This is a genomic window from Streptomyces sp. NPDC050997, from assembly GCF_040660135.1.
Classification (GTDB): Bacteria; Actinomycetota; Actinomycetes; order Streptomycetales; family Streptomycetaceae; genus Streptomyces.
Genome location: NZ_JBFAGK010000001.1, coordinates 440,611 through 460,873, shown reverse-complemented (window position 1 = coordinate 460,873; position 20,263 = coordinate 440,611). Strand labels below are relative to the sequence as shown.

The 20,263-nt window shown below is 72.2% G+C and carries 15 protein-coding genes; 4 read left to right on the top strand and 11 right to left on the bottom strand.

Features of this window, described 5'->3' with window-relative positions; all coding sequences use genetic code 11:
* Positions 1-15: 15 nt before the first annotated feature.
* Positions 16-1,299, bottom strand: coding sequence for a glycosyl hydrolase (locus AB0H86_RS02000; protein WP_362431749.1), 1,284 nt, complete (start codon positions 1,297-1,299; stop codon positions 16-18).
* Positions 1,300-1,307: 8 nt separating this feature from the next.
* On the opposite strand from AB0H86_RS02000, the gene AB0H86_RS01995 reads away from it, so the two are divergent.
* Together AB0H86_RS01995 and AB0H86_RS01990 are read left to right on the top strand one after the other, a co-directional pair.
* Positions 1,308-2,327, top strand: a complete 1,020-nt coding sequence (locus AB0H86_RS01995; RefSeq protein WP_362431747.1) for a BadF/BadG/BcrA/BcrD ATPase family protein — start codon at positions 1,308-1,310, stop codon at positions 2,325-2,327.
* Positions 2,324-4,564: a glycoside hydrolase family 3 N-terminal domain-containing protein gene (locus tag AB0H86_RS01990; RefSeq protein ID WP_362431745.1), complete on the top strand. Its 2,241-nt coding sequence runs from the start codon at positions 2,324-2,326 to the stop codon at positions 4,562-4,564. The genes AB0H86_RS01995 and AB0H86_RS01990 overlap by 4 nt, the downstream gene beginning before the upstream one ends.
* Here AB0H86_RS01990 and AB0H86_RS01985 read toward each other — a convergent pair.
* From AB0H86_RS01985 to AB0H86_RS01960, 6 genes are all read right to left on the bottom strand, one after another.
* Entirely contained in the window at positions 4,554-5,435 is an 882-nt protein-coding gene (locus AB0H86_RS01985) for a carbohydrate ABC transporter permease (protein ID WP_362431742.1), read from the bottom strand. The genes AB0H86_RS01990 and AB0H86_RS01985 overlap by 11 nt on opposite strands.
* On the bottom strand, positions 5,432-6,451 hold the full coding sequence (locus tag AB0H86_RS01980; protein WP_362431739.1) for a sugar ABC transporter permease: 1,020 nt from the start codon (positions 6,449-6,451) through the stop codon (positions 5,432-5,434). The genes AB0H86_RS01985 and AB0H86_RS01980 overlap by 4 nt, the downstream gene beginning before the upstream one ends.
* A gap of 2 nt (positions 6,452-6,453) precedes the next feature.
* Positions 6,454-7,824, bottom strand: coding sequence for an extracellular solute-binding protein (locus tag AB0H86_RS01975; RefSeq protein ID WP_362431737.1), 1,371 nt, complete (start codon positions 7,822-7,824; stop codon positions 6,454-6,456).
* 140 nt (positions 7,825-7,964) lie between these two features.
* On the bottom strand, positions 7,965-8,600 hold the full coding sequence (locus tag AB0H86_RS01970) for a peptidyl-prolyl cis-trans isomerase (protein WP_362431735.1): 636 nt from the start codon (positions 8,598-8,600) through the stop codon (positions 7,965-7,967).
* The gene (locus tag AB0H86_RS01965) at positions 8,597-12,829 is read right to left on the bottom strand and encodes an NEW3 domain-containing protein (protein WP_362431732.1); all 4,233 of its coding nucleotides are present in this window, start codon (positions 12,827-12,829) and stop codon (positions 8,597-8,599) included. The genes AB0H86_RS01970 and AB0H86_RS01965 overlap by 4 nt, the downstream gene beginning before the upstream one ends.
* A 110-nt stretch (positions 12,830-12,939) precedes the next feature.
* Entirely contained in the window at positions 12,940-13,824 is an 885-nt protein-coding gene (locus AB0H86_RS01960; RefSeq protein WP_362431729.1) for a MurR/RpiR family transcriptional regulator, read from the bottom strand.
* 121 nt (positions 13,825-13,945) lie between these two features.
* Here AB0H86_RS01960 and AB0H86_RS01955 point away from each other — a divergent pair, with 121 nt between their 5' ends.
* The gene (locus AB0H86_RS01955) at positions 13,946-14,710 is read left to right on the top strand and encodes an SIS domain-containing protein (protein WP_362431727.1); all 765 of its coding nucleotides are present in this window, start codon (positions 13,946-13,948) and stop codon (positions 14,708-14,710) included.
* 70 nt (positions 14,711-14,780) lie between these two features.
* On the opposite strand, the gene AB0H86_RS01950 is transcribed toward AB0H86_RS01955, so the two are convergent.
* Positions 14,781-15,587, bottom strand: coding sequence for a YncE family protein (locus tag AB0H86_RS01950; RefSeq protein ID WP_362431725.1), 807 nt, complete (start codon positions 15,585-15,587; stop codon positions 14,781-14,783).
* Between the two features lie 227 nt (positions 15,588-15,814).
* Between AB0H86_RS01950 and AB0H86_RS01945 the strand changes: the two genes are divergently transcribed.
* Complete coding sequence (locus AB0H86_RS01945; RefSeq protein WP_362431722.1) at positions 15,815-17,053, top strand: transposase; 1,239 nt, start codon at positions 15,815-15,817, stop codon at positions 17,051-17,053.
* Here the strand turns inward: AB0H86_RS01945 and AB0H86_RS01940 are convergent.
* The 3 genes from AB0H86_RS01940 to AB0H86_RS01930 all read right to left on the bottom strand — a co-directional run bounded on the left by AB0H86_RS01940 (position 17,050) and on the right by AB0H86_RS01930 (position 20,263).
* Positions 17,050-18,093 (bottom strand): class I SAM-dependent methyltransferase, encoded by a 1,044-nt coding sequence (locus AB0H86_RS01940; RefSeq protein WP_362432247.1) that lies wholly within the window; start codon positions 18,091-18,093, stop codon positions 17,050-17,052. The genes AB0H86_RS01945 and AB0H86_RS01940 overlap by 4 nt on opposite strands.
* A 113-nt stretch (positions 18,094-18,206) precedes the next feature.
* Entirely contained in the window at positions 18,207-19,412 is a 1,206-nt protein-coding gene (locus AB0H86_RS01935; RefSeq protein WP_362431719.1) for a nucleotide disphospho-sugar-binding domain-containing protein, read from the bottom strand.
* The gene (locus AB0H86_RS01930) at positions 19,409-20,263 is read right to left on the bottom strand and encodes an alpha/beta hydrolase (RefSeq protein WP_362431716.1); all 855 of its coding nucleotides are present in this window, start codon (positions 20,261-20,263) and stop codon (positions 19,409-19,411) included. Before AB0H86_RS01930 ends, AB0H86_RS01935 begins: the two co-directional genes overlap by 4 nt.

Here is a 20,263-nt window from a genome sequence, read left to right as displayed (position 1 = left end):
CAGTGTGGACGGGGCTCAAGGCAGGTGTACGAGCTCCTTGATCCCGCGCGTCGCCAGGTACTCCGGGTCGTCCGCCCGGGTCGCCAGGATCACCGCCGGGCGGGTGCCCTCCGTGCGCAGCCGCATCCAGGCCTCGAAGTACGCGCCGCCCGGGCCGGACACCGAACGGGTGGACGGGGTGCAGTCGAGGACCAGGGCGGTCTCGCGCGGCCGGGGTGCGGGCGGGGCGGCGCGCAGGTCGGCGACGGTGGCGGCGAGGGCATGGGCGATCGGCTTGGCGCGGCCCGCCGAGTCGAACAGGCCCAGGGTGTACTCGAGTTCCGGGTAGTCGGCCAGGGCGCGGTCCACGTTGTGGGAGCACCACCAGGTCACGCCCCACAGATCCGCGCACCCGGCCGCGTTGCGCACGGTCGCCTCCGCGAACCCGGGCGCGTCGGCGGCCGGGATGTGCGGCTCGGGCGCGCCCGTCTCCTGGACCCAGACCGGCCGGGCCGGATCGTCGGCGTACGCCTTCGCCAGTTCCGTGCCGTACTCGGCGAGGTGCAGCACCTGCGGGGAGCGAGGGCCGTAGCGGCGGGCGCAGTCGCCGGAGAACACCCACGGGTGCACGGTGGTCAGGTCGCCCTTGCGGGCCGAGGCCTCTGGGGTGAAGGGGTGGTCGTCGCCGTACCAGGCGGCGTCGTACGCGGAGTGCGTGGCCAGTTGGCCGGGGCGCAGGCCCTCGCGGGCGGCGGCCAGCAGGGTGTCGAGGTAGTGGTCGACCTCCCCGGCCGTCGCCGGGTTGTGCTCGACCAGGTTGTTGAGCTCGTTGCCGAGCTGGAGTCCGAGGAGGTTGGGGCGGTCGGCCAGGGCGTGGCCCAGGGTGCGCAACAGCTCGGCCTGCGCCGCTATGGCCTCCGGGTTCGTGAACACGTTGCGGTGGTGCCAGGCGCGGGTCCACTCCGGGTAGAAGTCGAAGCTCGACAGGTGGCCCTGCACGCCGTCCACGAGGACGTCCAGACCGGCCTCGCCCGCCAGGTCGACCAGCCGCACCACCTGGTCCACGGCGGCGGGACGCACGAACGTGCGGTTGGGCTGGAGGAGCGGCCAGAGGTGGAAGACCCGGACGTGGTCGAGGCCGAGCCCGGCTATCTGCTCCAGGTCCTCGCGCGCGTGCGCGGGGTCGAAGTCGTGCCAGGAGTGGAACCAACCGCGGCGGGGCGTGTAGTTGACGCCGAAGCGGAGCGTGTGGATGGGATCCTCCTCGGGTCCGGGTTTGTCGGGTCCGGGCTTGTCCTGCACGAATGTATCAACCACCATAGTCATTGATGGGCAATGATTTGAACCAGACGTTGGGCGAGGAACTCGTCGTGGGCCTCGACGCGGGCGGCACCCGCACGCGTGTCGTGCTCGCTGTCGCCGATGTGGTCGCCGATGCCGACGGCCGCCCCCTCGGGGAGGGGGCGGCCGGGCCGGGCAACGCACTGACCGTGCCGGTGCCTCAGCTCACCGAACACCTCACCGAAGCCGTCGCCGACGCGGTGCCGGAGCGGCTGCGGGGGAGCGTCGTCTCGGTGGTCGGCGGTTTCGCCGGCGCCACGGCCGCGTCCCCGGACGACCCGGGGCACGTGAACGCCCGGTCCGCCCTCATCGCGGCGCTGCGACGGCTGGGCGTCCCGGCCGGGCCGGTCGGCATCTGCAGCGACATCGAGGCGGCCTTCGCCGCCGCGCCCGGCACCCCGGCCGACGGTCTCGCGCTGGTGGCCGGCACCGGCGCGGTCGCGATGCGCATCACCGACCGGCACGGCACGGCCACCGTGGACGGCGACGGCTGGCTGCTCGGCGACGACGGCAGCGGCTTCTGGATCGGACGGGCGGCGGTACGGGCCGCGTTGCGGGCGGCGGACGGGCGGGGACCGGTGACGGTGCTGGCGGAGACGGTCGGGCGGGCGCTGGGTCTTCCGGACGAGGCGGTGCCGAGCGGTCGATGGACCCGCGCCGCCCGCGAGGCCTACCGCATGCACCTGCTGCCCGCCGTGATGGCCGAGCCCCCGATCCGGCTCGCCCGGTTCGCCCCGCTGGTGGCCGAGGCGGCCGCCGCGAAGGACGCCGTGGCCCAGGCCCTCCTGGACGAGGCGGCCGACCGACTGACCGACACCGTGCGGGCGTTGGAACCCAGCCCCGGTGAGCGGATCGTCGCCACCGGTGGCCTCCTCGGCCCCGACGGCCCGCTCACGCCCCGTCTGACCGCACGCCTGCACGCACTCGGCCTGACCCTCGACTGGGTCGCCGACGGCTCCCGGGGCGCCGTGGCCCTCGCCCGGCTCGCCCACGGCGGTGCCCGTTGAGCACCACCAACCGGTCCGACGAACCCACCGCGCTCTACCGCGACCCCGCCGCACCCCTCGACGCCCGCGTCAGCGACCTGCTCTCCCGGATGACCCTGCGCGAGAAGGTCGGCCAGCTCAACCAGCGGATGTACGGCTGGGACGCCTACCGCCGCACCCCCGACGGCCACTTCGAACTCACCGAGGCCCTGTACGCAGAGACGGAGCGCTTCGCCGGACTGGGCGCCCTGTACGGACTCCAGCGCGCCGACGCCTGGTCCGGCGTCGACCACGACAACGGTCCGGGCGCGGAGGACGGCGCCGCGCTCGCCGACCTGGTGCAGCGGCACGTCGTGGAGCACAGCCGGCTCGGCATCCCCGCCCTGTTCGTGGAGGAGGTACCGCACGGTCACATGGCCCTCGACGGCACCGTCCTGCCCGTCAACCTGGCCGTGGGCGCCGGCTGGGACCCCGCCCTGTACGAGCGTGCCGCCGCCCACGCCGCCGCCGAACTGCGCGCCCGCGGCGGCCACGTGGCCCTGGTGTCCGCCCTGGACATCGCCCGCGACCCGCGCTGGGGACGCACCGAGGAGTGCTTCGGCGAGGACCCGTACCTCGCGGCCCGGCTCACCGAGGCGCTGGTGCGTGGCATGCAGGGAGAGCGCGCCGAGCGGTTCGCCGCCGACAAGGCCCCGGTCGTCCTCAAGCACTTCGCGGCGCAGGGCGCCACCGTCGGCGGTCGCAACTCCGCCGAGTCCGAGGTCGGGTCCCGTGAACTCCACGAGATCCACCTGCCCGCCGCCCGGGCCGGCGTCCGCGCCGGGGCCGCCGCCGTGATGGCCGCCTACAACGAGGTCGACGGGATGCCCTGCTCCGGCAACCGGGCCATGCTCACCGGGCTGTTGCGCGACAGTTGGGGCTTCGACGGTCTCGTCATGGCGGACGGCCTCGCCGTGGACCGGCTGGCCCGTATCACCGGCGACAAGGTGTCCGCGGGCGCCCTCGCGCTCAACGCCGGTGTCGATCTGAGCCTTTGGGACGAGGGCTTCACACACCTGGCGGAGGCGGTCGAGCGTGGGCTGGTGGGCGCGGACGCCCTGGACGCGGCCGTCTCCCGGGTACTCGGCCTCAAGTTCCGGCTGGGCCTGTTCGACCAGACCGGCACGACAGTGTCCTTCCCGGCCGGGGGAAGGGACGTGAGCACGGCCCTGGCCCGGGCCGCGATCACCCTCCTCCACAACGACGGGGGCGCCCTGCCCGTCGCGCCGGGCATCTCCCGTATCGCCGTCCTCGGCCCCCAATCCGCCACCTTCGCCCACCAGTCGGGCGACTACACCGCCCCGCAACGCCCCGGCACGGGCGCCGGCGTGCTCGACGGACTACGGCGACTCGCCCCGCCCGGCGTCGACATCCGGCACGCCAAAGGCTGCGCGCTCACCGGCGATGACCTCTCCGGCATCCCCGAGGCGATCGCCGCGGCCGCCGCCTCCGACCTGGCCGTGCTCGTGCTGGGCGGCAGCAGCGCCCGCACCCCGGACACCGAGTTCGCCGCCAACGGGGCGGCACGGGCAGCCGTGTCCGAGATGACCTGCGGCGAGGGCGTGGACCTCGCCGGACTGCGGCTCGGTGCCGCCCAGTACGCGCTCATGGACGCGGTCGTCGCGACCGGCACGCCGACGGCGGTCGTGCTGATCCAGGGCCGCCCGCACGTCGTACCCGACACGGCGGCGGCGCTGCTCACCGCGTGGTACCCCGGCCCGTGGGGCGGCGAGGCGCTCGCCGAGGTGCTGCTGGGCATCGGGGAGCCGACCGGCCGGCTCCCCGTCTCCGTCCCGCGCTCGGCGGCCCAACTCCCCGTCTACTACAACCACAAGGACATCGAGTACGGCTCCTACGTGGACGAGAGCGCCGAGCCGCGCTTCTCCTTCGGCCACGGACTGTCGTACACCAGCTTCGCGTACGGCCCGCCGCGCCTGTCGGGGCGCACGGTCGAGGTCGATGTCACCAACACCGGGGAGCGGTACGGGCGTACGGTCGTGCAGGTCTATCTCAGACGCCTGATCACGTCCGTCTGGCCGCGCACCCTCGAACTGTGCGCGTTCGAGGGTGTCGGCCTCGCGCCGGGCGAGAGCCGTACGGTCGTCATGACCCTCGAAGAAGACCGATCGGACCGGGCCGACACCGTCGAGATCCGCGTCGCGGAGTCGGCCCGGGCCGCGCTGAGGGCCGTGCCCGTCGTGCTCGACCTCAGAGCTTGACCGCCCCCGACGAGACACCCTTGTAGAACCACCGCTGTGTGATCACGAACAGCACCAGTACCGGGACCACGGAGATCACCGACCCGGCCATGACCATCCGCTGGTCGTAGCCGAACGACGAGCTCTGCAGCCGGGACAGGCCCAGTGTGAGCGTCATGTTGCCCTCCGAGCGCAGCACGATCAGCGGCCAGAGGAAGTCGTCCCAGGCACTGATGAAGGTGTTGATGACGACCACCATGATCGCGCCCCACGCGGACGGCAGATACAGGTACCGGAAGCGCTGCCACTCGTTCGCGCCGTCGAGCATGGCCGAGTCCTCGATCTCGCGCGGCACCGCCAGGAACGCGCCGCGCATGAGCAGGACGTTGATGGCACCGACGAACCCGGGCAGCCACACGCCCGCCAGGCTGTCGACCAGCCCCAGGTCGCGGATGCTCAGGAACAGCGACACCATGATCGACTCGAAGGGGAACATCATCGAGGCGACCAGCACCACCCAGACCGCCTTGCGGCCCTTCCAGCCGGGCTTGGAGAGCATGTAGCCGGCCGTGGTGGAGAACACCAGCTGGCTGGTGATCGACAGGGCGACCACGATCAGGCTGTTCCCGATGTACGTGGCCACCGGCACCTGGTCGAAGACCGTCCGGTAGGCCCGCAGGGTCGGGTGCTGCGGCAGCAGGGAGGCGTTCGCCCCGAAGACGTCCTCACCGGTGCTCTTCAGCGAGGCCAGCAACTGCCAGAGCAGCGGGCCGACGGTGATGCCCAGCACGAGGAACAACAGCAGGTAGCGGACGACCAGTTCGCGCGGGCGGCCGTAGTCCCGCCAACGGGGCATCAGGCGGCGGCGCTTGGCCGCGGCGGCGGTCGTCATGCGTCGTCCTCCTTCGTCAGGCGCTGCGCCAGCAGGGTCAGCCCCAGCGTCAGCAGGAACAGGGCCACGCTGACGGCCGAGCCGTAACCGGCGTTGCCGGTGATCGGGTCGAGGCCGACGTCCCGGATGTAGAACGGCAGGGTGCGGTCGGCGCCGCCGGGGCCGCCGGTGGAGCTGCCGAGCATGTAGATCTCCGTGAACACCCGCAGCGAGCCGATGCCGGTGAGCGTGCCGACGAGCATCATGGCCTGCCGGACGCCGGGCACGGTGATGTGCCAGAAGCGGCGTGCGGCGCCGGCGCCGTCCATGGAGGCCGCCTCGTGCAGCTCTCTGGGCACGTTTCCGAGCGCGGCCAGGTAGAAGATCATGTACCAGCCGAGGCCCTTCCACAGCGTCAGGCCCATCGCGGACAGCAGGATCAGCCACGGGTCGGACAGGAACGGGATGGCGTCCCTGATCACATGGGCCTTCTCCAGCCAGGTGTTGACCAGCCCGTCGTCGGACAGCAGCCACTGCCAGCTCAGACCCACGACCACGCTGGAGGCGAGGACCGGTGTGTAGAACGCCGACCGGAAGAACCCGATGCCGGGCAGGTTCCTCTCCACCAGGACGGCCAGCAGCAGCGGCAGCAGCACCATCAGCGGTACGACGATCAGCGCGTACAGGATGCTGTTGCGGGTCGCCAGCCAGAAGTCGGAGTCGTCCAGCATCCGCGTGTAGTTGTCCAGGCCGACGAAGCCCGCGGCGCCGCCGAGCGGCTTGGCGTCGGTGAACGACAGCAGGAGGGTGTTCAGGAACGGGAACACCCCGAAGATCACCGCGCAGCCGATCGCGGGAGCGGTCCACAGCCAGGGCAGCCACCAACGGCGGTACATCGCCGCTCCGTTGGCACCGGGAGCGGGGCCGGGCAGCAGGGCCCGGGAGAGCCGGCGGACGGGGGACGGGGCCGGGCCCGGCGCGGACGCTGTGCGATCCGCACCGGGCACGGACACCGGCTTCGTGATCTGCGTCGCCACCGTCAGCCTGCCTGCTTCAGCAGCTCGTCGGCCTTCTCCTGGGCGTCCTTGACGGCCTGTTCGGGGCTCTTCTTGCCCTGCATGGCCAGCTGCACCTGGCCCACGATGGCGTTCTGCACGGCCGAGGAGAGGTTGGTCTGGTAGGCGGTGGCCGTCTTGAGCTGCTCCGCGACGAGCTTGCGGGCCTCGGAGAACGGGTCGTCACCGCTGACGTTCTGGAAGAACGGGTCGTCCAGCGAGGTCGTGGTCGTCGGGAAGATCACCACGCTCGGGTCCTTGCACCAGGCCGTCTGGTTCTGGGCGTTGGTGAGGAACTTCGCGAACGCCAGCGCCGTGGCGGCGTTCTTGCTGGTCGCGGCGGTAGTGATGTACTGCGGGGCGCCCGTGGTGTGGCCGAGCGCGTCGAAGGGCTGCTGGCCGACGCCGGTCTTGGCGTAGATCGACGGGCTGTTCTGCTTCACGAAGCGCACGAAGCTCGGGTTCGTCGAACCGTAGGCGACCTTGCCCTGGCTGTAGAGCGTGGAGGGGTCGTTGCTGGAGGACAGCGAGTCCTTCGGCATCGCGCCCTCCTTGTACAGCTTCACCATCCAGGCGACCCACTGAGCGGTCCGCGGATCGTCGGCGAAGGTGGCGGACTTGCCGTCGGCGGACAGCGTCCTGATGTTCATCTGGTCCCAGTCGGCGGGTATCCGCCACACCGGGTTGGCCATCGTCGCGTAGTAGTCGCCCTTGCCCGCCTTGGCGATCTTCTCGTAGTCGGCGAACAGCCCGAACAGGGACGTCGGCGGCTTCTGCGGGTCGACCCCGGCCTTCTTCAGCAGGTCGGTGTTGTACGTCAACAGGACACCGCCGGTGTACCAGGGCAGCACGGTGTGCACCGAGGTGCCCGTGGCGTCCTTCATGGTGCTGGACTTCCAGAACGCCGGGACGAACGGCGCGGCGGCGTCCGGGTCCTTGACGCCCAGGTTGAGCAGGTAGCCGGCCTTGGTGAGGGCGGTCGCGGTGGGGGAGTCGACGTTGATCACGTCCGGCAGGGTGCAGGCCTGGGCGTCGGCGACGGTGCGCTGGCCGAAGGTCGCGTCGCCGGGGTCGTCGATCCACTTGACCGAGGCGTCCGGGTGCGCCTTCTCGAACGCCTTGATCACTCCGTTGAAGAAGTCCGCGAAGTCTTTCTTCAGGTTGGTCGTCTGGAAGGTGATCTTTCCCTTGACGTCGCCGGTGAGCTTCCCCGACCCGACGTTTCCCTTGTCGACCTTGCAGCCGCCGGCGGTGGAGTCACCGCTGTCCGAACTGCCGGACAGACCGCAGCCGGCGGCGGCAAGGGACAGGGCGGCGATACAGGTCAGGGTGCGGGTCAGTCTTCTTGCGCGCATGTGGTGGGCCCTCCTGCGACCGGGCGAGTCAGATGATGTGCTGGTTCAATGAACCAACTTCGACTCTGATTGATGAAAAGGTGGACCAGAATTCATCGGAGGTCAATGGTTTCCGTGTTGCTTTTCGGTTCCGTACGAGATCAGTGCCGGTGCTCGTGGTCCGGATGCGACGGATCGCCCGGGTGCTCGTGCCCATGCGCGTACACCACATCCGCGCGCGCCCGGTCCAGCCAGTCGAAGAAGGCCCGGCGGCCCGCCGCCCGCCGCAGCTCGCGCACGACCCCCTCGCGGACCTCCTGGTACGGCAGGAAGTCCGCCTTGGCCGCCCCGTCGAAGGGGTCCGCCCCGCGCCTGAGCGCCTCCGCGGTGAGGAAGCGGTCGAGGTTGCGGTCGTAGTAGTCCCGTACCGCCGCTTCGGGCACGTGCTGCTCGGCCTCCAGCTCGGCCAGCAGCTCCCGCGCCGCCGGGGAGTGGGCGAGCGCCGCCGCGACGATGCTGCCCAGATCGGCCACATCGGTCTCGGCCACGGCGAGTACCCGCGTCGGCGACACCTCCGCCGGGGGTGTGAGCCCCCGGTCCGCGCAGGCGCGGCGGGCGAGTTCGTCGGTGACCACGACCTGGGTGGCCCAGCGCCGCCGCTGCCGTTCGGAGCGGGCGAGGGCTTCGGGACGGGTCTCGCGGTCACGGGGCGGGACCGCCCGCAGCAGGGCGTCCACGCGGTCCCTGCTGATCGCGTCGCCGCCCACCACGGCGGCGTGCCCGGTCGCGGAGCTCATGGCGTCACCTCCAGCGTGACCGCCTCCGTGTAGGCGACGGACCCGTGCCAGGCGACCTTCGCCAGCAGCCAGTACGACCCCGGCGGCACCGCCGACCCGTCCACCTCGATCACGCACTCCAGTTCCTGCCCGCCGTCCACCGTGAACCCCTGGCAGCCCGGCCCGACCCCCGCCCAGGTGCCCCACGACGACAGCGCCCACAACTGCCCGCTCACCGGCCCCCGGGTGGGGTTCCGCACGGTCACCGGCACCCGGGCGCGCTCGCCCCGGCGCACCGTGACCCGCTCCACGCCCAGCCGGGACACCAGCGTCGGTCCGGTGTGCCCGTCAGGCACGTCCAGCGCCACGACGTCCTCATACGTCTGCCCGCCGTACGACAACCGGGCCGCCAGCCAGTGCCGGCCCGGCTCGGCGTCCGGCGGCGGGGTCACCGTGACCTCGGCGAGGGTGAACCCGCCCGGGCCCAGCGCGTACGGCAGCTCGGCGGGCTCGGCGGACCAGCCGGGCGGCACCTCGAAGGTCACCGTGCCCCGCGCCGGCGCGTCCGTCAGCTCCGAGCCGACCCGGACGGTCGCGGTGACGGGACCGGAGGCGGTCAGCGCGGCCGGGGAGACGTAGACGGCCACGGGCAGGTTGCCGCGGGGCGCGGGCCCGGAGTTGTGCAGCCAGTAACGGGTGTGGACGGGCTGGGCGGGCTCATGGGCCGCTACTCCGGGATCCGAGGACGGTTCGGTGTCCACCGCGGGCGTGCCGATGACCGTCGCCACCTCGAAGCCGGTCAGAGCGACATCCAGCACGCCCTCCCCGTCCGGCGCCAGCGGCTCCCCGGGCCGCTCCAGTACGTCCGCCCGGGCGCCGTCCAGCCAGCGCGCCGGCCCCCGCAGCCGTGCCCGCACCGGCCGCCCGTTCACCTCGTGCATCCGGACCACGACCCCGCCCCCCGGTTCGGCGCGGGCCACGCTGCCCCGGGCGAGCGGGGAGCCGGCCGGTCTGAGGGCGTCGAGGAGGACCTCGCGGGCCGGCTCCAGCGTGAGCAGGGAGATGGTCCTGGGCAACACGGCGGTCGCCGCCGCGTCCCGCAGCCGGGCGGTCAGCGGATGGTTGAACTCGTGTCCCCGCGCGGGCAGTCGCTGCTCCCGCCAGTCGCCCTCGCCCGCCACGACGGCGTACTCGAAGGTGTGGGACCAGCGCTGGAGCTGGAAGGCGGAGCCGTCGGGGGCCGTGCGGCGCGGCGGGTCGACCCAGATGCCGGACGGCCAGCCGGTGCAGGACCGCATCAGGGACAGGTAGAGGTCGCCGGACGCGGTGACCACGCAGCCGGGCGTGCCCCGGTTGAGGACGGCGAAGCCGCGCCCGTCCCAGGCGTCGCCCGGCGGCAGCGCCTCGCCGCCGCCCGCCGCGGTGGCCGTGACGCTGAAGTCGTCCAGGTCGGCGATCAGCGCGTCGACCGCCTTGGCGTCGTCCTCGGGCCGGGCCCCCGCCACCACGAGCAGCGGCAGCCGCTCCAGGTCACGCAGGTCCGCCCCGGGCACCCACTCCTCGCGCAGCGAGGCGCGCGGCGCGACCCACACGGCCGCCACGCCCAACTCGGCCAGCTGCCGTCCGAGTTCGCGTCCGGCGGCCGGGTCCCAGCCGAGGGCCTCCTCGACCACCGGGTTGCGGTCGGGGCCGCCGACGGCGATCCGGATGTCGGGGAGGTTGGAGTCGACCTCCAGGTCGCCGTAGCGGGGGCCGCCCGCGATGGTCGAGGTCGCGGTGACACCCGCGCGCACCAGGGCCGCCGCGAGCGGAGTACCGAGCTCACCGGCGGCGTCCCAGTCCGCGTACACCAGCTCCGCGACACCGATCGAACGGTGACCGAGGAACGTACCGGAGTCGTCGTGGACCGCGACCCGAGCCGTGGAGCCCAGCCCGAACCAGGTGTTGGCCGGGTTGTCCAGCGTCCACGGGAACCGCTCGCTGTCCACCTCGACGAACCCGAACCCGCGCCCGATGACGGCGTCCGCGACCTCGTGCACCGGCAGTCCGCCGCGTACGTCGGAGGGCCAGCGGACCCGGATCAGCCGGTCGGCGCCGTCGTAGCCGTCGACGGTCGTGGTGACGTCGAGGCGGTCGACGCCCGTCCACAGCGTCAGCCGCTGGGTGTACCGGAAGAGGCCGAGGTCGGCGTGGACGGTGAGCCGGGACCCGGCGGGGGAGTGCTCGATACGGACCTCTGCGCTCACGTCCCGGCTGCGGGCGGCGGTCGTGCCGGTGGGCGTGAGGTGCCAGGGGCCCTCACCGAAGCGCGGGTGGCGCGGGTACTCCTCCTGGACGACGAGTTCGTTGCCGATGTCGCCGGGGCGCAGCAGTTCCCGGCCGCCCTCCTCGGCGAGCGCGCGCAGGCCGCTGACGCCGCCGCCGCGTCCGGGGTCGACCGTCACCTCGTAGAACTCGTTGCGGATGGTCGTCCCCTCGCCGGGCGTCCACTCGGGCACCGACCCCTCGGCCAGCGGGAGGGCCCTGAGGCCCATGCCCGGCACCTCCGGTACGACGACCCTGAGCCTGCCGTCGTCCTCGCGGACGGCGGGCAGTGGCCGCAGGGCGTCGTCCAGGGGGACCAGGCCCGGGTCCTCGACCGTGAGGACGTCCCGGCGCTGCCAGGTCGCGGAGTTGAAGACCACCAGGTCGGGGCCGCTGCCCGGGGCGACCCGGTCGGCGAGGGCCCCGGTCGCGTCGGCGTGCACGGTCTCGGCGAGGTCGTACAACTCCCGCCAGCCGGTGAGCAGGTCGATGTAGACCTGGTCGGACTCGGAGCCGGTGATGGCGTCGTGGTGGGCGCCGTAGATCAGCTGCCGCCACGCCTTGTCGAGGGCCGCGTCGGGGTAGGGGTGGCCGGTGACCAGCGAGGCGAGCGTCGCCCAGGCCTCCGCGTCGGCGAGCAGGGTCTCGCCGTGCCGCTGGGCCTGCTTGGTGTCGATGTAGGAGACGTCCTTGCCGGTGTAGACCGGGTTCATGTCCCGGGTCTGCGGGGAGGCCCTGCGCCCTTCCGCCTCCAGTTCCGCGCGGACGGCGGCGAAGAAGTCCCGCGGGATACCGCTGACGAACCGGGGCCAGACGTACCGCTCGTTCCAGTCGCGGTGGATGCCCATGACCCAGCGGCACGGGGGCGCGTAGTCCCCGCCTACGGGCAGCAGCACGTTGCGGGTGAGCGCGACCTTCTTGAGTCCCCGGAACAGCTTGAGGGCGGCCGCCTCCGCCTCCGGCAGGGTCGGGGCGTTGTCGATCGCCCAGCCGGCGCCGTAGTGGTTGACCATGTACGCGGTCAGCAGCCCGCGCCCCGAGGGGGAGATCCACTCGAACTCGGCCGGGAACTGCATCCGGCGCGGGTCCCTCGGCTCCTCGCCGAACACGGACAGCGTCGGACCCCACTGGTGGAAGGGCCCGCGCGCCCACGAGCTGGAGGTGACCCCCGCGTCCGCCATCAGCCCCGGGAACTGCGGATCGTGCCCGAACGCGTCCAACTGCCAGGCCGTCTCAGGGGACGCCCCGATGATGCCGCGCTGGAAACCGTCGCCGTACAGCGCGTTGCGTACGGTGGCCTCGGCGCCGGTGAGGTTGGTGTTCGGCTCGTTGTAGGTGCCGCCCATGATCTCGACCCGCCCGGTGCGGATCAGCTCGCGCAGGAAGGCGCGCTCCTCCGGGAAGGCGTCCCAGTACGGCTTGAGGTAGTCGACCTCGGCGAGCACGAAGGTGTACGCCGGGTCGCGCCGCGCCAGGTCGCAGTGGGCCCGCACCAGGCTCATCCCGGACTGGCCGCGCGAGTCGAAGGTGCGGGCGGGCAGGCCGGTGCGCGCGGGGTCGTCGGCGACGTCCCAGGTCTCCGTGTAGGCGGCCTGGGTGTTCCACCAGACGGGGTCGTAGTGGAAGTGGCTGACCATGAACATGGTCCAGCCGGGCTCCGCCGCGGTGAACTGGCCCGTGAGGTGGGCGAGTTCGTCCCCGTCGGCGGCGGTGACCGTGATCTCGCGGCGCTCGCCGACGGGCAGGTCGGTCAGCACCGGTATCTCGGCGCGCAGGCTGCCGTCGTCGGCCGTCGTGGCTTCCAGCGTGCCGTGCACGCCGGGGTCCTCGACGGTGAGCCGGACGGTCCGGCCGGGGGTGTGGCTCAGTTCGACGGTCACCACCTGGCGCGGCTGCGCGGTGGTTCCGACGAACAGCTCGGTCGACTCGACACAGGACACACGCATGGGGCTCCTACGAGGATGCTCGGCGGAGCATCATCGTGGCACCGGAACGATGATTCAAACAACCATGTTCACGCGATTCCGGTGGTTCATCCATACATTGTCGGCCGCGCTCAGCGGGTGCGCCGGTTCTTCACCGTGTGCTGCCCCGCGATGTGGTCGGTCAGCGCGAGTGAGGCGCTCGCGCGCTGGTAGGAGAGCTGGGCGACCCGGACGTAGAGGCAGTCGACGAGGACCAGGACGGAGTGCCGGGCGCCGATGATGCCGGTGGGGAAGCTGGTCTCCGAGGTGGAGGAGATGAGCCGGATATCGGCGGCGCGGGCGAGCGGGGAGCGCGGGTCGGCGGTGATCGCGACCGTGGTGGCGCCGCGCTCGTTGGCGAGCTCGAACGGCTCGATGGTCTCGCGGGTCGCCCCGGAGTGCGAGATGGCGATGGCGACGTCCGCCGGGGTGAGCAGGGCGGCGGAGGTGCTGGCCGCGTGCACCTCGGTCCAGCCGCGGACCGCGCAGCCGATACGGAACAGCCGGGTCTCGGTCTCCTGCGCCACCGCGCCGCTGCCGCCGACGCCGTACACGTCGATCCGGCGGGCGCGGGCCGTGGCCTGGGCGGCGCGCTCGATCGCGTCGAGGTCGATCCGGTCGATGGTCTGCTGGACCGCGCGCAGATCGGCGCTGCCCACGACCTGTACGACCCGTTCGAGATCGTCGTCGGGGGAGATGTCCGGGCCGATCTCGGCGGTGCCCCAGTCGGAGACCTCGCCGCGGCCGCGCTCCTGGGCCAGCTCGATCAGCAGGTGCTGATAGGAGTCGAGACCGATCGCGCGGCAGAACCGGGTCACCGTGGCCTGGGAGGTGCCGGTGCGGCGGCCCAGCTCGGCGGCCGAGCAGTGCGTGACGGCGGCCGGATCCTCCAGGATCAGCTCGCCGACCTTCCGCAGGGAGCCGGCCAGCCGGGGCAGCTCGGTGCGGATGAGGGTGGTGACGTCCGTCGGGGGCATGGGAAGAATGTATCAGCCACCGTTCAGGGGGCGGATTGAATACCAGGACCGCACGTGATTTATTGATTCACCTCTTGAGATGTATAGGGTGGTTCAATCCATCAGTAGTGGGGAGTGTCGCGTGTCCGTCGAGTCCGTCAGCGCCCAGGGGTTCGCGCGCGAGAGCCTGGCCGTCCTCCAGCACATCACCGAGTCCGCCCGCGCGGACGTGGCACGCGCCGCCGAACTGATCGCCGACACCGTCCGCGCGGACGGCGTCATCCAGGCCTTCGGCACCGGCCATTCCCAGGCGATCGTCCTCGAACTCGCCGGCCGGGCCGGGGGGCTGGTGCCCACGAACCGGCTGAGCATCGCCGACCTCGTCCTGTACGGCGGCGACGCCCCCGCCGTCCTCGACGACCCGCTGCTGGAACGCCGGGCCGGCGTGGCCGCGCGGCTCTACGACCTCGCCGCCCCGCACCCCCAGGACCTCTTCGTCGTCATCTCCAACTCTGGCGTCAACAACGTGATCGTCGAGATGGCCCTGCGCGCCAAGGAACGGGGCCACCGGATCCTGGCCATCACCTCCCTCACCCACACCCGGGCGGTCCCCGCCGGCCACCCGAGCGGCAAGAAGCTCGCCGACCTCGCCGACGTCGTCCTCGACAACGCGGCCCCGCGCGGCGACGCCCTCCTCGAACTCCCGGGCGGCGGCGCGGTGTCCGCCCTGTCCACCCTCACCGGCGTGATGCTGGTCCAGATGGCGGTCGCGGAAGCCTCCGCCCAGCTCCTCGCCGCCGGCGAAAACCCTCCGGTGTACGTCTCGGCCAACGTGCCCGGCGGCTTCGAGGGCAATCTGGAGCTGGAGAAGCGGTACGCCGGCCGGATCCGACGTACCGCGAGCTGAGGCGCTCCTCGCCGCGTCTACTCCACCGGTACAGGGGTCAGCGCGACGGCGAGCGGATAGGCGCCGGTCGTCAGAGCCGCGCCCGTGGTGCCCTTCGCGGTGTCGACCGGCACCAGCGTGTTCCCGTCGGCCGTGGTGACGTACGCCGTGCCGCCGCTCCAGTCCAGACCCACGTCGAAGGCGGACCTGCCGACCTCGACGCTGGTGCCCGGGGCCCCGGTGACCGTGTCCACGGGCTGGACCGTGCCGTCGGTGTAGTTGGCGACCCAGAGGTCCCGCCGTCCGGGGTGAGGGCGAGACCGGCGGGGACGCGGCCGACCGCGACCGTGGCGGTGACGGTGTGCTCGGCCACGTCGATCACGCTGACCGTGTTCGAGCCCTGGTCGGCCGCGTAGGCGGTGCGTCCGTCGGCGCTCACGACGACCTCGCCGGGGTTGTTCCCGACGGCGATGTCCGTGCTCCGCCCCGTGGAGAGGTCTATCGAACTGACCGACGCGCCGCTGAAGTTGGCGGTCAGGGCCCTGAACGTGCCGGCGTTGTCGGTGACCTGGACCGGCAGCGCGCGGTCGAGGACACCGTCACCGGAGAGCACGACGGAGTGCACGCCCGTGGTGCCCGCGGTCAGTGTGACGGTGGCCGAGGCGCTGCCCCCTGCCGGGACGGTCGCGGTCCCCTCGGCCGGAGACGCGGTGACGCCGTCGGGCACGTCCAGCTTCCAGGTGACGGTCTTCGCGACCGTGGACCGCTTGTCGGACAGGCCGAGGGTGACCGTCTCGGAGGCCCCGGGCTGCAACGACAGGGAGGCCGGGGAGAAGGCGGCGTCCACACGGGGGTCCGGGGCGTTCTCCAGCATCGTGCGGTAGAGGAACTGGTCCATGACAGTACTTGGGAGAAACCCCAGGGCTTCAGCCCTGGGAGGAATCGCATCCTCGTGGTTGCGGCGCGGAGCGTCGCGGTACTACTTGTGCCTGATCGGCCGCGAAGCGGCCGGGTGCCGTGTCCGGCGGAGCCGGTGCTGCGTCATGCTGTGGCAGGTTCACTCGGTCGGGTGAGGCGTGGTGAACGTGCGGTGGGCAGTCGCACGCGTGTGTAGGTTCGTTGATCGTGAAGCTGGTGGTGCAGGTCAAGTTGCTGCCGACGCCTGTGCAGGCGGCGGCGCTGGAGGCGACTCTGCGCGCCTGCAATGAGGCAGCGACCTGGGTGAGCGGCGTGGCGTTCGAGAAGGATGTGAAGAGCAACTTCGCGCTGCGTGAGCATACCTACCGTCAGGTCAAGGCCCGCTGGGGGCTGGGTGCGCAGGCCGCCCAGCACGTCATCAAGAAGACCTGCGACGCGTACGCCACGCTGAAGGCCAACCTGAGGGCTGGGAACCTGGGCGGGCCGGGCTCGAAGCGCTACCGCAGAGCGGTGGACAAGCCGGTCGCTTTCCGTCCGCTGGGCGCGCAGCCCTATGACGACCGGATGCTGTCCTGGCAGATCGACCGGCGGCGGTTCTCGATCTGGACGACTGCCGGCCGGGTCAAGGATGTGGCGTTCACCGCCTCGCAGGAGCAGATGGCCACCCTGGCCCTGTACCGCAGGGGCGAGTCCGACCTGCTGTGGCGGGACGGCATGTGGTTCCTGAACGCCACCTGCGAGGTTCCCGAAGCGCCACTGAACACCGATCCGGTGGACTTCCTCGGCATCGACCTGGGCGTCGTCAACCTCGCCACCACCAGCGACGGCGAGCTCATGGCCGGGCGTGAACTCAACCGCATCCGCACCCGGGAACGTACGCTCCGCGCGAAGCTGCAGAAGAAGAACACCTCCTCCGCCAGGCGCCGGCTGAAGAAACGGCGGCGCAAGGAAGCGCGGCGCGCACGGGACATCAACCACAAGATCGCGAAACATGTGGTGGCCGAGGCTGAACGCACCGGTCGCGGAATTGCCCTGGAGGACCTGACGGGCATCCGCGAACGGGTACGGCTTCGAAAGCCCCAACGGGCCACCCACTCCAGCTGGTCGTTCGCCCAGCTGGGCCAGTTCATCGCGTACAAGGCCCGCAAGGCGGGAGTGCCGGTGGTGCACGTCGATCCGGCGTACACCACCCGCGCCTGCGCCGAGTGCGGGCACATCGACAGAGCGAACCGGGTCTCCCAGGCCTGGTTCGCGTGCCGGTCCTGCGGATTCGTTGATCACGCGGACCGGAACGGCTCCCGCAACATCCGCGCCAGAGCGCGGGAGTTGTGGCGACGCGGGGTGCAGTCAACCGCCCCAGGACCACTTCCCGAACCCGGGCGTGGGACAGGACGCAAACGCAGCGCCACAGCCAGTGGCGCCCGTTGTGCAAGCCCGGGACTTTAGTCCCGGGCCGTTGACTCCCGGCGGGCGACCAGTCGATAGGCGTTGGAGAGTCCGAGCCGGTGGGAGAGGCGCTTGACGACCAGGCGGTCCAGGGCCGTGCCGAGGAGGAAGACCGGGATACCGGCGATCAGGACGGCCGCGCGCAGGATGCGACGCACAGTGGTCGGCGGGGTCGCGAGCCACGGGAGGTCGTCGCGGGGGGCCGCCGTGTCCAGGGCCAGCCAGACCGCGGCCAGGAGGTCGACCGGGTCGTGGGGTTCGGCGTGCTGCTCCGCGACCACGGTGAACCCGAGGTCCGTGAGGCGGGCGCGCAGGTTCTGGACGGGGACGAAGTGCAGGTGCTGCGGCTGGAGCCAGGGCAGCCACCAGCGGCCGAGGAGGCGGGAGTAGCGGCTGTCGGGGTCGGGGACCTCGATCAGCAGGTGACCGCCGGGACGGATCGCCCGGTGCGCGGCCCGCAGTTCGAGGTCGGGCCGGGTGCTGTGCTCCAGGTAGTGGAACATGCTGACGACGTCGTAGTGGCCCGAGAGGTCCGGGGCGAGTTCGGGGAAGCTGCCTCGGTAGCCGCGCTCCACACGGCCCGCGCGCTCGGCGAGTTCGGCGCCGTCGGTGAAGTCGAGGCCGTCGAACGTGGTGTCGGCGTAGACCGCGCGGGCCGCCTCGCAGAAGTGGCCGTGGCCGGTACCGACGTCCAGCCAGTTCTTCGGGGCCTGGGCGAAGGGGAGCAGGGACTCGGCGCGCTCCTCGTACATACGGGTGCGGCCCGAGAAGGTGCTGCCGAGCTGCTTCTCGCCCAGGCCGTCGTAGAAGTCCCGGTAGTAGAACTCCAGCCCCGCCGCGCTCAGTCGGGGGTTCTGGAAAATGTGCTCGCAGTCCTGGCAGCGGTCCAGGACGAAGCGGCCCGGCTTGTGCTGAATGAGGTCGGTGGTGCGCAGCCTCGTCTCCATACGCGCCGAGCCGCACCAGGGGCAGGTGGTGCGCCGGGGCTCGAAGAAGCGGTCCAGTCCCTCGGCCAGGTCGGCCGCGTACCCGGGCCGCAGGGCAAGGACCTGGTCGGCGCGGCTGGGCGGAGCGGGCGCGGGAACGGGGTCCGAGGTGTCGCGGGTGCCGGGCGCGGGCTCGGACTCGGGCTGCTGCGCGTCGCTCACGTCGCTCACGGGGACTCCTTATGGGCCGCGCCGGTGGCCAGTCGTTCCAGGTGGGTCGCTGCCGCCCCGGTGCCGCCGGCCGCGCGGAACGCCGTACGGATCCGGTCGGCCGCGACCCGGTATCCGGGCTCGTGGAGTACCGCGTCGATCGCCGCTCCCAGCCTGGCCGCGGTGACCCGGCCGAACCGGACCCGGATGCCCGCTCCCGCGTCGGTCACCTGGGCGGCGACCACCGGCTGGTCGTCGCGGATGGGCGCCACGACGAGCGGGACGCCGTGCCACAGGGCCTCGCAGACGGTGTTGTGCCCGGCGTGGCAGACGACCGCGTCGGCCCGTTCGAGAAGCGGGAGTTGGGGGACCGAGGGGCGAACCAGTACGTCCTTGTCGTCGTCGTCCACCTGTTCCGCGAGGATTCCCCCCGGGTCGGCGACGACTGCCTGCACGCGGTCCGCCCGGGCGCGAAGCGCGGTCAGGCACTCGGTGAGGAAGCGCACGCCGACATCCGTGTTGGCGGTGCCGAGGGTGACCAGGACCGTGGCACGCGCGGGGTCCAGCCGGTCCCAGGGGAAGTCGGACCCGGCGGGGCGGCGGGCGATCGACGGGCCGACCCAGTGGACGGGGCCGTTCGTCATGGCGTGGGCACCGACCAGCTCCGGAGTGCTGAACGCGAGGACCAGGTGCGGGGAGAACCGGGGGTCGGCGGTCACCGGAGGGCTCCCGCCGACGCGGGCCCGCAGACCGTCCAGGCAGGTATCCATCCAGGTGGTGATCCCGGGCAACCCGGCCAGCGCGCCGCCGAGTTCAGCCGTCGTGGTCGCCGACGTGGCCCACCGCACGCCCGTCGACTCGGCGACCAGCCCGCCGGCGAAGGCCTGCTGGTCGGCGACCACCACGTCCGGACCAAACTCCTCGACCGCCGTCCGTACGCCCGGTGCCATCGCCTCGGCCAGCGGCACCAAGTACCACTCCCAGAGGAACTTCAGCGCCTGAGGCCCGCGCAGCTCAGGGGGGCGCCGCGCGCCGTCCGCGCCCAGGACAGGTCCGGCGCACGGGAAGACCTCGGCGCCCTCTCCCGCCAGCCGCCGCACCAGTGCCGGATCGGCGCACGCCCACGCCACCCGGTGCCCGCGCCCCGCCAGCTCGGCCGCGACACCCACCGCCGGGTTGATGTGACCGACCAACGGCGGCACGACGAACAGGAATCCGCTCATCCGGTAACCACCTCGGCCTCGGTCTTGGTCTCGCTGTCGGCCTCGGCTGTCGCTGTCGCCGTCGCCGTCTGCTGGATGAGGGTCAGGACGTTGCTGCCGACCGCGGCCGCCGCCTCGACCAGGACGGAGTGCTCATGACCCGGCAGCACCACGGTCCGGCAGTCCGGCAGCAGCGCCTGGAGCCACGGCACCAGCAGCGCGAGTTCCGAGTCGCCGCCGTACAGCCCGAGCACCGGGCAGCGCACCGCCCGGATCTGGTCCTCCGTCAGCACCCTGCTGGCCGGAATGTCCTGGGCGAGGGTCGTCTCGCGGGCCAGGCGGGCCGCGCCCCTCGCCAGGCGAGCGGTGTTGCGGCTGCGGTTGCTGCTGATCCAGGCGAGCGCCTCGGTCTCGTTGTGGGCCAGCTCGTGCAGCACCTGGCGCAGCACACCGCCCATGGTCCGAGCCCAGGCCGCGGTCGCCGGTTGCGACTCGACCAGGCAGACACTGGCCGCCCGCTCCGGACGACGGGCCGCGTATCCGAAGGCGATCGTGCCGCCGTAGGAGTTGCCGACCAGATGGACCGGGCCGGTCACTGCCAGCCGGTCCAGCAGGGCCTCCAGGTCGTCGACGCTGTCGTCGAGGGTGTAGCCGCTCGCCGGGCGCCCGCTGCGGCCGTGACCGCGCAGGTCGTACATGACGACGTCGAGGCCGGCCGCCGCGAACGACGGGGCGACGGTGAAGTAGTAGCTGGCCAGGCTGTCGGTGAGCAGACCATGCACGAGCACCACCGTGGCGGTCGCCGGACGGTCGTCGCGCGGCCCCATCCTCTGTACGTGCAGCCGGAGTTCACCGGTGTCGACCATCGCCAT